Annotated in this window: 14 protein-coding genes; 10 read left to right on the top strand and 4 right to left on the bottom strand. The window is 67.8% G+C overall.

Annotated features, from left to right (window positions below; all coding sequences use genetic code 11):
• Positions 1-244 (bottom strand): hypothetical protein (locus ACTJJK_RS22195; RefSeq protein ID WP_440731272.1); only part of this gene is annotated, 244 nt, incomplete at its 3' end.
• A 207-nt stretch (positions 245-451) separates the two neighbouring features.
• Positions 452-1,753, bottom strand: a complete 1,302-nt coding sequence (locus ACTJJK_RS22190; protein WP_440731271.1) for a hypothetical protein — start codon at positions 1,751-1,753, stop codon at positions 452-454.
• A 502-nt stretch (positions 1,754-2,255) separates the two neighbouring features.
• On the opposite strand from ACTJJK_RS22190, the gene ACTJJK_RS22185 reads away from it, so the two are divergent.
• Both ACTJJK_RS22185 and ACTJJK_RS22180 read left to right on the top strand, forming a co-directional pair.
• Positions 2,256-3,383, top strand: coding sequence for an acyltransferase family protein (locus tag ACTJJK_RS22185; protein WP_036149704.1), 1,128 nt, complete (start codon positions 2,256-2,258; stop codon positions 3,381-3,383).
• Between the two features lie 310 nt (positions 3,384-3,693).
• Positions 3,694-3,918: a hypothetical protein gene (locus ACTJJK_RS22180; protein ID WP_031373937.1), complete on the top strand. Its 225-nt coding sequence runs from the start codon at positions 3,694-3,696 to the stop codon at positions 3,916-3,918.
• Between the two features lie 33 nt (positions 3,919-3,951).
• On the opposite strand, the gene ACTJJK_RS22175 is transcribed toward ACTJJK_RS22180, so the two are convergent.
• Positions 3,952-5,061 carry a glycosyltransferase family 4 protein gene (locus ACTJJK_RS22175; RefSeq protein ID WP_031373938.1) on the bottom strand — a complete coding sequence of 370 codons (1,110 nt, stop codon included), beginning with the start codon at positions 5,059-5,061 and terminating at the stop codon, positions 3,952-3,954.
• Between the two features lie 342 nt (positions 5,062-5,403).
• On the opposite strand from ACTJJK_RS22175, the gene ACTJJK_RS22170 reads away from it, so the two are divergent.
• The 6 genes from ACTJJK_RS22170 to ACTJJK_RS22145 all read left to right on the top strand — a co-directional run bounded on the left by ACTJJK_RS22170 (position 5,404) and on the right by ACTJJK_RS22145 (position 9,738).
• Positions 5,404-5,859 (top strand): ArsR/SmtB family transcription factor, encoded by a 456-nt coding sequence (locus ACTJJK_RS22170; protein ID WP_223621598.1) that lies wholly within the window; start codon positions 5,404-5,406, stop codon positions 5,857-5,859.
• A 50-nt stretch (positions 5,860-5,909) separates the two neighbouring features.
• Positions 5,910-6,131 carry a hypothetical protein gene (locus ACTJJK_RS22165; RefSeq protein ID WP_031373940.1) on the top strand — a complete coding sequence of 74 codons (222 nt, stop codon included), beginning with the start codon at positions 5,910-5,912 and terminating at the stop codon, positions 6,129-6,131.
• A gap of 419 nt (positions 6,132-6,550) precedes the next feature.
• Positions 6,551-6,970: a YciI family protein gene (locus ACTJJK_RS22160; RefSeq protein ID WP_318025861.1), complete on the top strand. Its 420-nt coding sequence runs from the start codon at positions 6,551-6,553 to the stop codon at positions 6,968-6,970.
• Between the two features lie 72 nt (positions 6,971-7,042).
• Positions 7,043-7,546, top strand: a complete 504-nt coding sequence (locus ACTJJK_RS22155) for a VOC family protein (protein ID WP_200875881.1) — start codon at positions 7,043-7,045, stop codon at positions 7,544-7,546.
• Positions 7,547-7,847: 301 nt separating this feature from the next.
• A complete protein-coding gene (locus ACTJJK_RS22150) occupies positions 7,848-9,107 on the top strand; it encodes an RNA polymerase sigma factor (protein WP_223621595.1) in 1,260 nt (419 codons plus the stop codon).
• Positions 9,108-9,336: 229 nt separating this feature from the next.
• Positions 9,337-9,738 (top strand): hypothetical protein, encoded by a 402-nt coding sequence (locus tag ACTJJK_RS22145; RefSeq protein ID WP_440731270.1) that lies wholly within the window; start codon positions 9,337-9,339, stop codon positions 9,736-9,738.
• Between the two features lie 10 nt (positions 9,739-9,748).
• Here the strand turns inward: ACTJJK_RS22145 and ACTJJK_RS22140 are convergent, their stop codons facing one another.
• Positions 9,749-10,345: a TetR/AcrR family transcriptional regulator gene (locus ACTJJK_RS22140; protein ID WP_223621593.1), complete on the bottom strand. Its 597-nt coding sequence runs from the start codon at positions 10,343-10,345 to the stop codon at positions 9,749-9,751.
• A 158-nt stretch (positions 10,346-10,503) separates the two neighbouring features.
• Here ACTJJK_RS22140 and ACTJJK_RS22135 point away from each other — a divergent pair, with 158 nt between their 5' ends.
• A complete protein-coding gene (locus tag ACTJJK_RS22135) occupies positions 10,504-11,538 on the top strand; it encodes a hypothetical protein (RefSeq protein WP_440731269.1) in 1,035 nt (344 codons plus the stop codon).
• Between the two features lie 126 nt (positions 11,539-11,664).
• Complete coding sequence (locus ACTJJK_RS22130) at positions 11,665-14,850, top strand: efflux RND transporter permease subunit (RefSeq protein WP_440731268.1); 3,186 nt, start codon at positions 11,665-11,667, stop codon at positions 14,848-14,850.
• The last annotated feature ends 244 nt before the right edge of the window (positions 14,851-15,094 follow it).

Genomic DNA, 15,094 nt, shown 5'->3' with positions numbered 1-15,094 from the left:
CGATAGGACATCCTTGTCCTATCGAAAAACGGCGCACGTCCTGTGCGCCGCCCTCCGGGTCTCCACTTGACCGGTAAAGCCACAAAGCAAAGCCACAAAGCAAAGCCACAAAGCAAAGCGGCAAAGCAAAGCGGCAAAGCAAAGCGGCAAAGCAAAGCAGATCTATATCGCCGCAACGGCAACGATTTTTCTGCACATCCGGTAATCGCGGCTCGCGCCGACGCATCGCTTCGATGGGCGGCATCGGCGATGCCGTCTATGCGCGTTCCTTGGTCGCGACTTGTGACCGAGGGAAATCCAGTAGGACGTCGCTCCTATCCTTCGCGAAAGCATGCCGCTTCGATGGATGACATCGGCGTTGCGCTCTCTGCGCGTCCGCCCACACCCGCGCGGCATCGGCACGCTTACGTCCGCGACACGGCTGTCGCGATCCAGCCCGAACCGCGCCGCCTCAGCCGCGACGGTTCAGACGCCGGCCGAGCCACCAGGCGCCGGCCGCGACCGTCACCCCGAGGAACAGGGCGAGGCCGCTGACGCCCGGGGTGGCGCGTTCGCTGACGAACTCGCCGCCCGGCAGCAGGATGATCACCGCCATCGCCAGGCAGGCGTAGGCGACCACGGTCAGCACCCAGAACAGCCACTGCAGCGCACGCAGCACTTCGCGGCTGGGTTCGTTCTCGTGGCTGGTGCGATGGGTGCCGCCGCGGCCGAGCGCCCACAGCCAATAGGTCAGCGAGGCGTTGTCGACCTTGGCGCCGCGGCGCAGCGGGCGCCGGTAAGGGCTGTCGGCGTACACGGCATTGTTCAGCGGGCCGTCGTTGCGCATCAGGTTGAGGCGGTCGTTGGCCAGCGGCAGGTTGCGCGGGTCGTTCGGCGCGGCGTTGACCATCACCGGCACCATCGTCGGCGCCACCAGGGCCTCGCTCGCCGGCGCGGCGACGTTGGCCGGCACCACGTTCGGCGGCGTGCTCAGGCGCTGCATCATCGACAACTGATTGAGCAGGTTCTGCTGCGCGAGCAGGGACTCGCTGTACAACGCGCTCGTCATCGGCGCGGCCAGCACCGCATTCGGCGTCGCTACCGGCACCGCGAGCGCCGGCGCCGCCGCATAGGCGACCTGCGCCGGCAGGCCGGCGCTGCTCGCCGCGGCCACGCTCGGGTTGCCGAGCAGCGCGGTCTGCACGCCGGAAGGCTGCATGGTCATCGCGCTGCCGGGCACCGCATCGGCCGAGACCGGCCGGTTCAAGGCCGGCTGCAGCCCGGCGCTGTTGCCGAGCGCGCGTTCGGACAAGGTCGGCGGCGGGTATTGGGTGACCTGATTGAATGCGGTCTGGGTGTTGCCGCTCGACTGCATCGACTGGCCGGGCAACAAACGGCTCGGATAGGCGGCGATCTGATCGTCCATCGCCGAACCGGAACTGACCACGTTCGGGGTGTTGTGCGGGCGGTCGTGCTCGGTCGAGCTGGGCGTGGTGCCGGACGGCGGCGTGACCGGGCTGGTGTCGCTGCCGTGATTGTTATCGACACCATTGCCGCCGGTGTGGGTATCGCCGCCGCCGTGCGGTTTTTCCAGGCCCGGCGGGCCGTCGCCGTTCAGCCCCGGCGGCGAGCCGGGACCGTGGTGATCGTCGCCGCCGAGACCGGGTAGGCCCAGGCCGAGCGGATCGTGGCCATGACCGTGGCCACCGCCCAGGCCCGGGAAGGACGGGCGGTGGCCGCCCGGAAATCCGGGGAAATTCGGAAAACCCGACATGGGCGTTCTCCCAGCAGAAACCTCGCACCGGATCGATAGCGCGCTTTGGGAAATTAATCCGCTGCGGGGCCGGGAGCATCCTCGGGCCGACCCTAGGTGCGACACGCCTGCGCCGGCGTTGCGGCGGGGCGTCGTGCCTGCCGGACTGCGTTAGCGGGACGAGCGCGATGCCGCAGTCGCCGAGTCGCGTGCGTCGATGCCGCAATCACCAACGTCGCTCGCATTCGATCGACCGCCCGCTCGCCCATCGCGTCCATCGACCACGCGAATCCGACACGCAGCGTGTTGGCGCCGAGGAAGCGTCGCCATTCATCGCCTGCCTTCCACGCCGGCATGCGAACGCCGCACAAACGTGGCAACGCAGGCGTCTTTCGCCTGCACATCCTCTTGTTGCCGTTGAAGTTCTCGGCGAGACTATTCGCGCAATCTCTACGTCGCGGCGCAACGCCGCGATGCGATCGCAGCACCATCCCTCTGCCGTAAACCCCAACCAGGAACTTCAATGAGCCGACTGCCCGGCCTCGATCTGCTGCGCGCGATCGCGATCGTATGGGTGATGTTTTTTCATGCCGCCACCGCCGGACTCGGCTCGCCTTACGGCCCGATGTCGGAATTCGGCTGGATGGGGGTGGACTTGTTCTTCGCCCTCAGCGGCTATCTGATCGGCTGGCAGGTGCTCAAGCCGCTGAGTCGCGGCGAACCGCTGCGCTGGGGCGATTTCTATCTGCGCCGCGCCATGCGCGTGCTGCCGGCGTTCTGGGCGGTGATCGCGCTGTACCTGCTGGTGCCCGAGTTCCGCGAGCGCCCCGGCATGCAGCCGGCCTGGCAGTTCCTGACGTTCACCGTGAACCTGTTGATCGACTACGAACACAACAAGGCGTTCTCGCATGCCTGGTCGCTGTGCGTGGAAGAGCATTTCTACCTGGTCTTTCCGTTGCTCGCATGGTGGCTGACGCGGCGCCCGGCGTTGTGGAAAACCCTCGCGCTCGGCGTGCTGTTGGTCGCGGGCGGCATGGCCTTGCGCGCCTGGGTCTGGCATTCGAGCCTGCCCGACGGCAGCGTGGCCTGGGTCGAGCGCGTCTATTACCCGACCTGGATGCGTCTGGACGGGCTGCTCGCCGGCGTCATGCTGGCGGCGATCCGCGCCTATCGTCCGCAATGGTGGTCGGCGATGATGCAGCGCTCCGGCGTGTTGCTGGCACTCGGCCTGGCCGGCGTCGCCGCGGCGATCTGGCTGTCACAGAATCGCCTGGGTTTGCAGGCCTCGGTGTTCGGTTTCCCGGTGGTCTCGTTCGGGCTGGCCTTGCTGGTCGCCGCCGCGGCTTCGGAACAACGTTGGACCGGGCGCTTGCGTGTGCCGGGTGCGGCCTGGCTGGCGGCGGCGTCGTTCAGTCTCTATCTGACTCACAAGCAGATGTTCGGCCTGGTCTCGCGCCACTACGGCGAGCAACTCGACGGCCACGGCCTGCTTGCCTTCGCCGCCTATGCCGGCGCGGCCCTGCTCGGCGGTGCGGTCCTGTATTACGCGGTGGAGCGGCCGTTCCTGCGTCTGCGCGATCGCATCGTGCAGCGACGCGATGCCCAAGGCGAGGTCGGATCGGGTGCCGCGCTGCCGGCGGCCCAGGGCTGAGGCGGTGGGCGGGTTCGTCGGATGGCGCCTCCCCACTCCTGTTCATCGGCGGGCGATGCCTGAGATGTGACTTCTGTCATGTTTCGAGCATCCGGACTATGGCCTAAGGTGGGGAAAGCGCGCCGGATCGCGTTCGGGATAAGGTGGGTTCCGGAATCGTCGGCCGGCGATGCAGATCGCAGGCGGCGAATCCGGGCCGGTCCGTCCATGCATCCCCCGGTGTGGGCGCCTACAGTCCAGTGGCCCGATCAGTCCGTGGCCGATGTGCTCGAATCGGGCCTTGCCCGTCGTTGCCAGAGGGGTGTGAACGATGCATCGAACTCGTGCCGAACTCGATGGCGATCTGTGCCAGCTGCGTGCCGCCTTGCCGATGTGGCGGCGACAGTGGCGCGACGATGCCGTGTTCTGGCCGCGCGTCGACAGTCTCGTCGAACGTCTGTTGACGGTGACGCCGCGCCCCGAGCGCGGCCACGTGGTCTCCAACATCAATCGGATGCTGGCCTCGCAGGGCTTGCAGCACGCGCCCTACGAATGAGGCCGGCGCGCGTCGCGACTGCGGCGCCTGCGCTTATCTGATCAATTCATCCAGCAAGGCCGCGACGCGCGCGGCATAGGCGTTCGGCGCGAATCGCTGGGCGAAGGCGCGGCGTTGTTCGGCGTTGCCGTCGACCGACTCGCGGCCGAGCTGGATCATCAACTGGGTCAGCATCGGCCGGTCGTGCGGATCGAAACGCGGCATGTCGCCGGGCGCGACTTCTTCCAGGGCGCTGCCTTCGGCCACCGCGACCGGCGTGCCGGCGGCCAGCGCTTCCAGTACCGGCAGGCCGAAGCCTTCCGCATACGAGGGCTGCCACAGGCGCTCGGCATCGACGTACAAACGCGCCAGGCCTTCGTCGTCGATCTCGTCGAACCAATGCACGCCGTTGAGCCGGCGCAGTTCCGGCCCGACGTCGGCGGGCGAGCCGACCACGGCCAGGTCCGGCGTGTCGTAATGCTGGCGGCGCGCGTCGAGCCAGGCGCGCAGGAACAAGTCGGCGTTCTTGCGCGGTTCGCGGGTGCCGACCAGCAACCAGTAACGCGGCGGCAAGGCGAGCGGCAGTTTGCTGCGGTCGGCCGGCGGCGGCAGCGGTGCGACCGCATCGGGCAGCACGTAGAGCTTGTGCGCATGCGCCGGGTACAAGCGTCCGCATTCGGCGGTGGTATAGCGCGACGGCGTCCAGATCGCGTCGGCGTTGGCGATCGCATGGCCGATCCGGGTCTGGTCGATCAGCCGCGTGGCCAAGGCGCGCCACGGCGAGGTGCGCGGGCGACGCAGGGTCAGCCGGAACAGGTCGTGCAGCAGCAACACCTGGCGCACGTCGGCCGGCTTGCGCCACACCGGCAATCCGCCCTCGGCGGTGGCGATGTAAATATCGATCTTCTCGCGGCGCAGCGCGGCCGGCAGAAAGCCGGCTTCGTAGTGCCAACGGTCGCGCAGGCCGGGGTCGTGGTCGAGCGGCAACGGTGCATCGTCGCTGACCGCGATGGCGCGATGCGGATGATCGGCCGGCGCGGCGGTGAACAGCACGGTGTCGATGCCGCTGCGGCCGCGCAAGGCGCGCTCCAGGGCCAGCACCTGGCGTCCGGCGGAGGTCGTCGGGGCGGCAGTGGCGGCGCGATAATCCAGGCCTATGCGCATGGCGCCCGCCTCCGTGCCGGGGCCGGCACGGGTTCGGCCGATGCCGACGGCAGCCACGGCGAAATCATTGCGGCGGCATTGGCCGTCGCGCGCGCGCAGGCAACGATCGCGGTGGAGAACGAATGCTTCATCGGATCCCGCAAGGCCCTGGGTCAGACCACTAACGGGATTGCAGCCGGATCGACCCTTCCCACTTAGTGCCAAATTAATGCGAAAAACATCACACTTATTATGTGATGTAAGTCGTTATGGTTGGCCCGGTCGATTGAATCGTTCATGAAAACGATGAACGAAAATAGCGCTTCCCCGTTCAGCTAAACGCGGTTTCGCGGCGCAGCGGCCATGCGGCTTGACAGCCTGGGCCTCCGGCTTTATCAACGGATCAGTTATTTAACCTTTCGGTTCATAGATATGTCCGTCGATTCGCTCAATGCGACCTTCGCCGCCCTGGCCGATCCGACCCGGCGCGCGATCCTGGCCCGGCTTGCCCACGGCGAGGCCGGCGTGACCGAACTGGCCGAGCCCTTCGCCATGAGCCTTCCGGCGATTTCCAAGCACATCAAGGTGCTCGAGCGCGCCGGCCTGATCGCGCGCGGCCGCGAAGCGCAATGGCGGCCGTGCCGGCTCGAGACCGAGCGGCTGCAGGAAGTCTCCGGCTGGCTCGATCGCTACCGGCAGATCTGGGAACAACGCCTCGACCGCCTCGACGACTACCTTGTGCAGTTGCAGGCGACGCACGCAAAACGCGACGACCCACCGCAACGCGGGGACCAGCGCGATGAGCACGATCCCGACTAGCGACAGAAGTGGCTTGCGCCGAGCAGGCTGCAGGCGGAGCCTGCGCCGCCATGGCTGACACCGGAGCGTCCGGGCGCAAGCGCGACGGCGACGGCGCCGGCGGTGCCTTGCCGGAGTCGGGCAGGCCGTGTTGCGGTCTGCCGAGCCCCTTGGCGAGCGCCATCCGCAGCACCGTGCGCACGCCGGCCGACGTCGCCGCGTCCGCCGCACCGCCGCCGCCCTCCGGCGAAGACGGCGAGGGCGGCGAGGGCGGGCAAGACCCGATCCGATAACAGCCGCTGCGGGCGCGGCGAAACCACGCGAGCGCCGTCCCCGCACTTCTCGTTAGCCTGCGCGGAGCGACGAGCGCACGACTTCGGCGCATCGCAGCGATGCGATCGATCAAACGCCGGCGACTGCGTCCTGCCACCGTTGCGGGGTAGCGATCGTCCGCAGTCCTTGCCGCCCCGGGCGCGCCCCGTGCCGGCGATCCGCTAACCGGGCTTTGCGCGCCGATCCCGTGCCGGCGCGTCGTTTCGCGGTCCGTCAGCCCCCTGGACTGGCGGACCGTGGCTTTTGCCGTCGGCCTGCGTCGCCACGGTATTGGCGTGCTGGTCGACCGCGTCCTTGTCGATTTGGCCGCAGGCCGTTCGTCGTCCTCATGAGAGCCGCCACCGGGCCGCTCGCCCGCGAGGAACCGACGATGAAATTCATGCTGATAGTCAAAGCCGACCGCGACAGCGAGGCCGGGGTGTTGCCCGATCCGGCCCTGCTGCGCGCGATGGGCGCCTACAACGAGGAACTGGTCCGGGCCGGGGTGCTGCTCGCCGCCGAAGGCTTGCACCCGAGCGCCAAAGGCGTGCGGGTGCAGTTCGACGGCGCCACGCGCCGGATCGTCGAAGGTCCCTTCGCCTCGACCGAGGAACTGGTCGCCGGGTTCTGGCTGATCCAGGCGCGTTCGCTCGCCGAAGCGGTCGAATGGGTCAAGCGGGTGCCGCACCCGCCGGGCGTGCCGGCGCAGATCGAGATCCGTCAGGTCTACGACCTGGCCGACTTCGGCGAAGCCCTGAGCCCGGAACTGCGCGCGGCCGAAGAGCGCATGCGCGACCGCGTCGCGACCTGGTCGAACTGATTCGACCGCGATCAGTGCGTCGCTTGTCGATTCCGCCCGCGCGGGTTCGTCGTTCGTAAGACACCGGCCGCCATGGCCGCCAGCATCGCGACGGCCATGCCCACCCACAGCACCCGTCTTACCCGGTTCAAACGCCACCACCCCAACCAGGACGACCACGCCATGCAACTGACCACGTATCTGTCTTTCAACGGCGATTGCCGCCAGGCCTTCGAGTTCTACCACGCGACCCTCGGCGGCAAGATCACCGACATGATGATCTTCGGCGACCATCCCGGTTGCGAAGGCCTGACCGAGCAGGACCGCGACAAGATCATGCACGCCCGCTACGAGCTCGACGGCTTCGCGCTGATGGGCACCGACGCCACCCACCTGTATCCCTACAAAGGCATCGCCGGCGCGCACGTCGTCGTGTCCTTGAACGACCCGGCCGAGGCCAAGCGCATCTACGACGCGTTCGCCGACGGCGGCAAGATCGAAATGCCCCTGCAGGAAACCTTCTGGGCGCTGGCCTACGGCATCGTCAGCGACCGCTTCGGCGTGCCGTGGATGATCAACTGCGAACAGGCCGGCTGACCCCGTTCAAGAGTAGGAGCGGCGTCCCACAGGGATTTTTTTCGGCGACCAACCGCGACCGCGCCATCGCATTCACCGGCGAAGGCCGTGGTGCCGACCGTTACCGGCCCGGGACGATTTCATCGGGCGTCGCAACTTTCGCCGGAGTTCGCTGGGTCGCGGTCGCGGCTCGCGCCGCTCCTACTCAAGGCTGCGATGCGGTCGCGGCCGATGGCACGCCGCTCTTAACCTGAAACGGTCGCGCGGGCCTCGTCCTAAATGCCCTTGCATCGGCGTGCGCGAGGTGGTCTGATCCTTGGCCGTGACGGCCATCGATACCCACCGTGCCATCGACGCCGTCTGGCGCATCGAATCGGCCAAACTCATCGCCGGACTGACGCGCATGGTGCGCGATGTCGGTCTGGCCGAAGAACTCGCCCAGGATGCGCTGGTGGTCGCGCTCGAGCGCTGGCCCGAGACCGGAGTGCCCGACAATCCGGGCGCCTGGCTCATGCAGACTGCGAAGAATCGCGCGATCGACCGCCTGCGCCGCAAGAAGTTGCTCGACCGCAAGCACGAGGAAATCGGGCGCGAGATCGAGGCCAGCCAGGAAGAGGTCGAGGACGCGTTCTTCGACAAGCTCGACGACGACATCGGCGACGATCTGTTGCGGCTCGTATTCATCTCCTGCCATCCGGTGTTGTCGACCGAAGCGCGTCTGGCCCTGACCCTGCGCCTGCTCGGCGGCCTCACCACCGACGAAATCGCGCGCGCCTTTCTCGCCGCCGAACCGACCATCGCCCAGCGCATCGTCCGCGCCAAGCGCACCCTGGCCGAGGCGCAGGTGCCGTTCGAGGTGCCGCGCGGCGAAGAGCTCGCGCAGCGGCTGGCCTCGGTGCTCGAAGTCATCTACCTGATCTTCAACGAAGGCTATTCGGCCACTGCCGGCGACGACTGGATGCGTCCGGGCCTGTGCGAAGACGCGCTGCGCCTGGGCCGCATCCTCGCCGGGCTGATGCCCAACGAATCGGAAGTGCACGGTCTGGTCGCGCTGATGGAAATCCAGGCCTCGCGTGCCGGCGCGCGCACCGCGCCCGACGGCACCCCGATCCTGCTGCTCGAGCAGGACCGCGCGCGCTGGGACCGGATCCAGATCCAGCGCGGGCTCAGCGCCCTGGAGCGCGCCATCCGCCTCGGCGGCGCGCAGCGGCCGTATGCCTTACAGGCCGGGATCGCCGCCTGCCATGCCAGCGCGCCGACCGCGCAGGACACGCCGTGGCCGCGCATCGCCGCGCTGTACCAGCAACTCGCGGTGCTGACGCCGTCGCCGGTGATCGAACTCAATCGCGCCGTGGCCTTGTCGATGGCGTTCGGCCCGGCCGCCGGCCTGGAGCTGGTCGACACGCTGATCGACGAGCCCTCGCTCAAGCACTACCACTTGCTGCCGACGGTGCGCGGCGACCTGCTGTTCAAGCTCGGCCGCCGCGACGAAGCGCGCGCCGAGTTCGAACGCGCCGCCTCGATGACCCGCAACGTGCGCGAGCGCGAACTGCTGCTCGCGCGCGCCGCCGAAAGCGTCTGAAGGTCAGCGCGACCGGCGAGTGGGCGAACCCGGGTTCGCACCGCGGCGCCATGGCGGCATTCGCCGCAGGTGTCGCGAGGGGGATCGGCAGCGCCGACACCGTCGTCCCAGGCATGGAATTCACAACATCCGAACGTGCGAAAACCGCGGAAATTTACCGGTTTTTTACACGCCCGCCGACGGCCTCGATCAGGATGCGCGCAACTCGGGCCGCGTGGAGGGAGACACGATGAGCAACCTAGCTATCGGCATAGCCATTGTCGTCGCACTGAATGTCTGGGCTACCGTCGTGGTGGTGCGCAACGAGGAGCCGCAAACGCAGACGCGGCGCCGGCAACTGGGACTGATCTGGCTGCTGCCGGTGTTCGGCGCGACGCTGTGCTTGGCGATACACGCCAGTGGCCAGATCATTGCCCACGGGATGCGCCGCGCAGGCGCTATGCGTTATCGGTCGGGCCGCGGTGCGGCCAACGATTTCGTATTTCCGCAGGCGGTGTTCTTCGCCAGCACAGCCGGTCAAGACTGCGGCGACCACGGCTGGGGCGGCCATTGCGGCAACGACGGCAGCACCGAGGGCGGTGGCGACTGCGGTGGTAGTGACGGTGGCGGAGGCGGAGGCGGGGGCGACTGAGTCGCGCTGCTCAAACGCCGTCGTCGGCCATCGCACCGACGATCAACCGGGCCAGCGTCGCCGCGGCGTCGGCTTCCTCGATGCGCCCGCGCGTCATCTCGCGCGACAAGGCGTCGCCTGCGCCGATGATGGCGACGCAGCGGCGCAGCAGTTCGTCGCTCGGCAACGAGGCGGCGAACGGCGCGAGCAGATCGCGGTAGAAGTTGACATAGCCTTCGACCAGTTCCTGCTGGAACTTTTCCATTTCCTCGTCGCCGGCCAACGCGGCGTTGATCGCGTGGCATTCCGGCCCGGCGGTGCGGAAGCAACTCATGTAGCTCTCGCCGAGCAGGCGCGCGACGTCGTGCAGGCGATGCGGGGTGCGCTCGAAATCGCGCCGCACCACCGCGTTCTGGCGGTCGTCGATCTGTTTGTACAGCGCGATCAACAGGCCCGAGCGAGTGCCGAAGTGTTCGTAGGCGATCGGCTTGCTGACCCCGGCGCGCTCGGCGAGGTAGCCCAAGGTCAGGGCATCGGTGCCTTGCTCGCGGACGATGCCCATCGCTGTTTCGAGCAACTGCTCGCGACGTTCGGCCTTGGGCAGGCGTTTGGCGGGGGTGTCGGTCATGGAGCGATCTCTGGCGGGACGGGTGGTGGGTGCAGCGGAGAAAAAAGCGCTTGACAGCCTGGGTAGGAGTGTATCTTACTATTGGTAACTTACCAATCGTAGCTTATGCCGATGCCCGCCGGGCGCCGCGCACGCTGCCTCATCCAGGAGCTTGGACCATGAACGCAATCGCCAACAAACCCGTCCTCATCATCGGCGGTTCCGGCGTCGTCGGCGCCCAGGGCGCTCAGGCCCTGCGCCGCCTGCAGCCCGACCTGCCGATCGCCATCGCCGGCCGCGACCTGGCCAAGGCGGCAAAGGTCGCGGCCGAGGTCGGCCGAGCCGAAGCGGTGCGGGTCGACCTGGCGCGCGCCGATCTCGGCCTGGGCGACGACGCGCGCTTCGGCGCGGTGGTGGTGTTCGTCAAGGACGACAGCCTCAACACGCTCAAGTACGCCCAGCGCCACGGCTTGCCCTACGTCAGCACCTCCAGCGGCTCGTTCGAGATCGCCCCGGAAGTCGCGCGCCATCTGCGCCATCCCGGGCGTTCGCCGATCCTGCTCGCCAGCCATTGGCTGGCCGGCACCGCAACCTTGCCGGCGCTGCATTTCGCCCGCGATTTCCGCCGGCTCGACCGCATCGTGATCTCGGCCCTGCTCGACGAGCAGGACATGGGCGGCCCGGCCGCGGCCGCCGACTACGAACGCCTGACCACCGCCGCCGCCGCGCAGATTCTCGACCAGGGGCGTTGGCGCTGGGTGCGTGGCGAGGAGGCCGCAACCACCTTCGCCAGCGTCGACGGCACCGTGGTGGAGGCCGCGGCGTACTCGCCAATGGACGTCGTCAGCCTGGCCGCGGCGACCGACGCGCACTCGATCCGCCTCGACATGGCCTTGGGCGAAGGCGCGAGCCGGCGCCGTGGCGAAGCCTTCTCGACCGAGATCGTGATCGAGCTCGAAGGCGAGCGCCACGACGGCACCCACGCGCGCACCCGCCACGAACTGGTGCATCCGCAGGGGCAGGCGCCGATGACCGCACTCGGCATCGCGCTCGGCGTCGAACGCCTGCTCGGCCTCGCCGGTGGCGAAGCGGTCGCGCCGGGCCTGTACACGCCGGACCTGTTGATCGACCCGGCTTATCAACTGGCGCAACTGCAGGCCTTCGGTGTGCAGGTGGCGCAACGGCCGGCCGTCGAGATCCGCGCCGCCGCCTGACGACCCCTCGCCGTCGCTGCTGGTCACGCAGCGACGGCCGACCGCACACCACGCCATCCCCGGCCGACGTCCTGGTGACGTCGGTTGCGACCGCTTGCGGCCCCGCGCCGCGCCCAGGACTCCGTCATGGACTTCTCGCGTTTCTTCATCGACCGTCCGATCTTCGCGGCGGTGCTGTCGATCCTGATCTTCGCCGCCGGCCTGATCGCGATCCCGCTGTTGCCGGTCAGCGAATACCCCGACGTGGTGCCGCCGACCGTGGTGGTGCGCGCGGTCTACCCGGGCGCCAACGCCAAGGTCATCGCCGAAACCGTAGCCACGCCGCTGGAGGAAGCGATCAACGGCGTGGAACGGATGATGTACATGAAGTCGGTGGCCGGCTCCGACGGCGTGCTTGTGGTCACCGTGACCTTCAAGCCCGGCACCGACGCCGACCAGGCTCAGGTGCAGGTGCAGAACCGGGTTAGTCAGGCATTGGCGCGTCTGCCCGAGGATGTGCGGCGCCAGGGCGTGACCACCCAGAAGCAGTCGCCGACCCTGACCATGCTGGTGCACCTGATCTCGCCGGACGGCAAATACGACTCGCTGTACCTGCGCAACTACGCGACCTTGAAGCTCAAGGACGATCTTGCGCGGCTGCCCGGCGTCGGCCAGATCCAGATGTTCGGCAGCGGCGACTACGCGATGCGTATCTGGCTCGACCCCAACCGCATCGCCGCGCGCGGCCTGAGCGCGGGCGACGTGGTGCGGGCGATCCGCGAACAGAACGTGCAGGTTTCGGCCGGCCAGCTCGGCGCCGAGCCGATGGCGAACCGCAGCGAGTTCCTGATTCCGATCAACGCCCAGGGCCGCTTGCACAGCGAAGCCGAGTTCGGCGGCATCGTCGTCAAGAGCGGCGCCGACGGCGAGCTGGTGCGGCTGTCCGATGTGGCCCGTATCGAACTCGATGCCGGCGACTACAGCCTGCGCGCCCAGCTCGACAACCAGGACGCGGTCGCGATCGGCCTGTTCGAGGCGCCCGGCGCCAATTCGATCGGCCTGTCGAACGCGGTGCGCGCGCGCATGAGCGAGCTCGCACGGACCTTCCCGCCGGGGTTGGAGTACCGCATCGTCTACGACCCGACCGTGTTCGTGCGCGACTCGATCAAGGCGGTGGTCACGACGCTGTTGGAAGCCGTCGCCCTGGTGGTGCTGGTGGTGATCCTGTTCCTGCAGACCTGGCGTGCTTCGATCATCCCCTTGCTCGCCGTGCCGGTGTCGGTGGTCGGCACCTTCGCCGCGCTGTACCTGCTCGGTTTCTCGATCAACACCCTGAGCCTGTTCGGCCTGGTGTTGGCGATCGGCATCGTCGTCGACGACGCGATCGTGGTGGTGGAAAACGTCGAACGCAACATCGAAGAAGGCCTGACCCCGCTGGCCGCGGCGCACCAGGCGATGAAGGAAGTATCCGGCCCGATCGTCGCGATCGCCGTGGTGCTGTGCGCGGTGTTCGTGCCGATGGCGTTCCTGTCGGGCGTGACCGGCCAGTTCTACAAACAGTTCGCGGTGACCATCGCCATCTCGACGGTGATCTCGGCGATCAACTCGCTGACTTTGTCGCCGGCTCTGGCCGCGAAACTGCTCAAGCCGCACGGTGCGCCGAAAGACGTGCCGACGCGCCTGATCGAGCGCCTGTTTGGCTGGCTGTTCCGCCCGTTCAACCGCTTCTTCGCGTCGAGCTCGCAGAAGTACCAGGGCGCAGTTTCGCGCGCGCTGGGCAAACGCGGCGCCGTGTTCGTCGTCTATGCGCTGTTGCTGGTCGGCAGCGGCCTGATGTTCAAGGCCGTGCCGGGCGGCTTCATCCCGATCCAGGACAAGCTGTACTTGATCGGCGGGGTGAAACTGCCCGAAGGCGCCTCGCTCGCGCGCACCGATGCGGTGATCCGCAAGATGAGCGCGATCGCGATGTCGACCGAAGGCGTGTCGGCGTCGGAAGGCTATCCCGGCCTGAACCCGCTGCAGTTCACCAACACGCCCAACACCGGCACCCTGTTCTTCGAACTCGACGGTTTCGGCGAGCGCGAGCGCAGCGCCGAAGCGATCAACGCCGAACTCAACGAGAAGTTCGCGGCCCTACAGGAAGGCGCGGCGTTCTCGTTCATGCCGCCGCCGATCCTCGGCCTCGGCGCCGGTTCGGGCTATGCGCTGTACATCCAGGACCGCAGCGGCCAGGGCTACGGCGAGCTGCAGAACGCACTCAACGGCTTGAGCGGCGCGGTCGCGCAGACCCCGGGCATGGGCTATCCGATCAGCACCTACCAGGCCAACGTGCCGCAGCTCGACGCGCGCGTTGACCGCGCCAAGGCCAAGGCCCAGGGCGTTCCGCTCGACGAACTGTTCGATACCCTCCAGACCTATCTGGGCTCGGCCTACGTCAACGACTTCAACCGCTTCGGCCGCACCTACCAGGTCATCGCCCAGGCCGACGGCGCCCACCGCGACAGCATCGAGGACATCGCCAACCTGCGCGTGCGCAACGTCGACGGCGCGATGGTGCCGCTCGGCTCGATGGTGAGCCTCGGCGAAACCTACGGCCCCGACCCGGTGATCCGCTACAACGGCTATCCCGCCGCCGACCTGGTCGGCGAATCCGACCCGCGCCTGTTGTCCTCGAGCGAAGCGATGCAGTCCCTGCGCGAACTGGCCGCCAAGCACTTGCCGAACGGCATGGCCATCGAGTGGACCGACCTGAGCTATCAGCAGGCGACCCAGGGCAACGCCGCGCTGATCGTGTTCCCGCTCGCGGTGTTGCTGGCCTTCCTCGCGCTCGCGGCCCTGTACGAAAGCTGGACTCTGCCGCTGGCGGTGATCCTGATCGTGCCGATGACCTTGCTGTCGGCCTTGTTCGGCGTGTGGCTGAGCGGCGGCGACAACAACGTGTTCGTACAGGTCGGCCTGGTGGTGCTGATGGGGCTGGCGTGCAAGAACGCGATCCTGATCGTCGAATTCGCCCGCGAACTGGAACTGCAGGGGCGCGGCATCGTCGAGGCAGCGCTGGAAGCCTGCCGCCTGCGTCTGCGCCCGATCGTGATGACCTCGATCGCCTTCGTCGCCGGCACCGTGCCCCTGCTGATCGGCCAGAGCGCCGGCAGCGAAGTGCGCGCCGCCACCGGCATCACCGTATTCGCCGGCATGCTGGGGGTGACCTTGTTCGGTTTGTTCCTGACTCCGGTGTTTTACGTGGCGTTGCGGACGTGGGTGGCGCGGGGTGCGGCGGCGCGCTTGCTCTCGGGTAGGAGCGACGCAAGTCGCGAACGCGTTGCATCGGGCTAACGGCGTCAGCGACTGCAGCCCTGTAGGAGCGGCGTGAGCCGCGACCGCGCTGTGTCCCGTTGTAGCGTGTCTGGCGGTGTGTCATTGAAGCAACTGCAACTGCAACTGCAACTGCAAAGCTTCCGCCCGCTAAAGCGGCCGGGTTACTTTCTTTTGCTAAGCCTAAAAGTCCGTCTGGATTCCCTTCGGTCAAAGGTAACCAAAGAAAAGGGCTCTCCTTGCAAGGGCACAGGCCACGAGTGCG

Origin of the sequence: Lysobacter sp. 22409, from assembly GCF_052045105.1 — a bacterium.
Taxonomy (GTDB): Bacteria; Pseudomonadota; Gammaproteobacteria; order Xanthomonadales; family Xanthomonadaceae; genus Lysobacter; species Lysobacter antibioticus_B.
This window is presented reverse-complemented; position numbering and strand designations above follow the sequence as displayed.

What these genes read in the sequence shown, in the direction of transcription:
- ACTJJK_RS22190 (WP_440731271.1), bottom strand. Translation starts at nt 1,753, where the DNA reads ATGTCGGGTTTTCCGAATTTCCCCGGATTTCCGGGCGGCCACCGCCCG.
- ACTJJK_RS22185 (WP_036149704.1), top strand. Translation starts at nt 2,256, where the DNA reads ATGAGCCGACTGCCCGGCCTCGATCTGCTGCGCGCGATCGCGATCGTA.
- ACTJJK_RS22180 (WP_031373937.1), top strand. Translation starts at nt 3,694, where the DNA reads ATGCATCGAACTCGTGCCGAACTCGATGGCGATCTGTGCCAGCTGCGT.
- ACTJJK_RS22175 (WP_031373938.1), bottom strand. Translation starts at nt 5,061, where the DNA reads ATGCGCATAGGCCTGGATTATCGCGCCGCCACTGCCGCCCCGACGACC.
- ACTJJK_RS22170 (WP_223621598.1), top strand. Translation starts at nt 5,404, where the DNA reads ATGCGGCTTGACAGCCTGGGCCTCCGGCTTTATCAACGGATCAGTTAT.
- ACTJJK_RS22165 (WP_031373940.1), top strand. Translation starts at nt 5,910, where the DNA reads ATGGCTGACACCGGAGCGTCCGGGCGCAAGCGCGACGGCGACGGCGCC.
- ACTJJK_RS22160 (WP_318025861.1), top strand. Translation starts at nt 6,551, where the DNA reads ATGCTGATAGTCAAAGCCGACCGCGACAGCGAGGCCGGGGTGTTGCCC.
- ACTJJK_RS22155 (WP_200875881.1), top strand. Translation starts at nt 7,043, where the DNA reads ATGGCCGCCAGCATCGCGACGGCCATGCCCACCCACAGCACCCGTCTT.
- ACTJJK_RS22145 (WP_440731270.1), top strand. Translation starts at nt 9,337, where the DNA reads ATGAGCAACCTAGCTATCGGCATAGCCATTGTCGTCGCACTGAATGTC.
- ACTJJK_RS22140 (WP_223621593.1), bottom strand. Translation starts at nt 10,345, where the DNA reads ATGACCGACACCCCCGCCAAACGCCTGCCCAAGGCCGAACGTCGCGAG.
- ACTJJK_RS22135 (WP_440731269.1), top strand. Translation starts at nt 10,504, where the DNA reads ATGAACGCAATCGCCAACAAACCCGTCCTCATCATCGGCGGTTCCGGC.
- ACTJJK_RS22130 (WP_440731268.1), top strand. Translation starts at nt 11,665, where the DNA reads ATGGACTTCTCGCGTTTCTTCATCGACCGTCCGATCTTCGCGGCGGTG.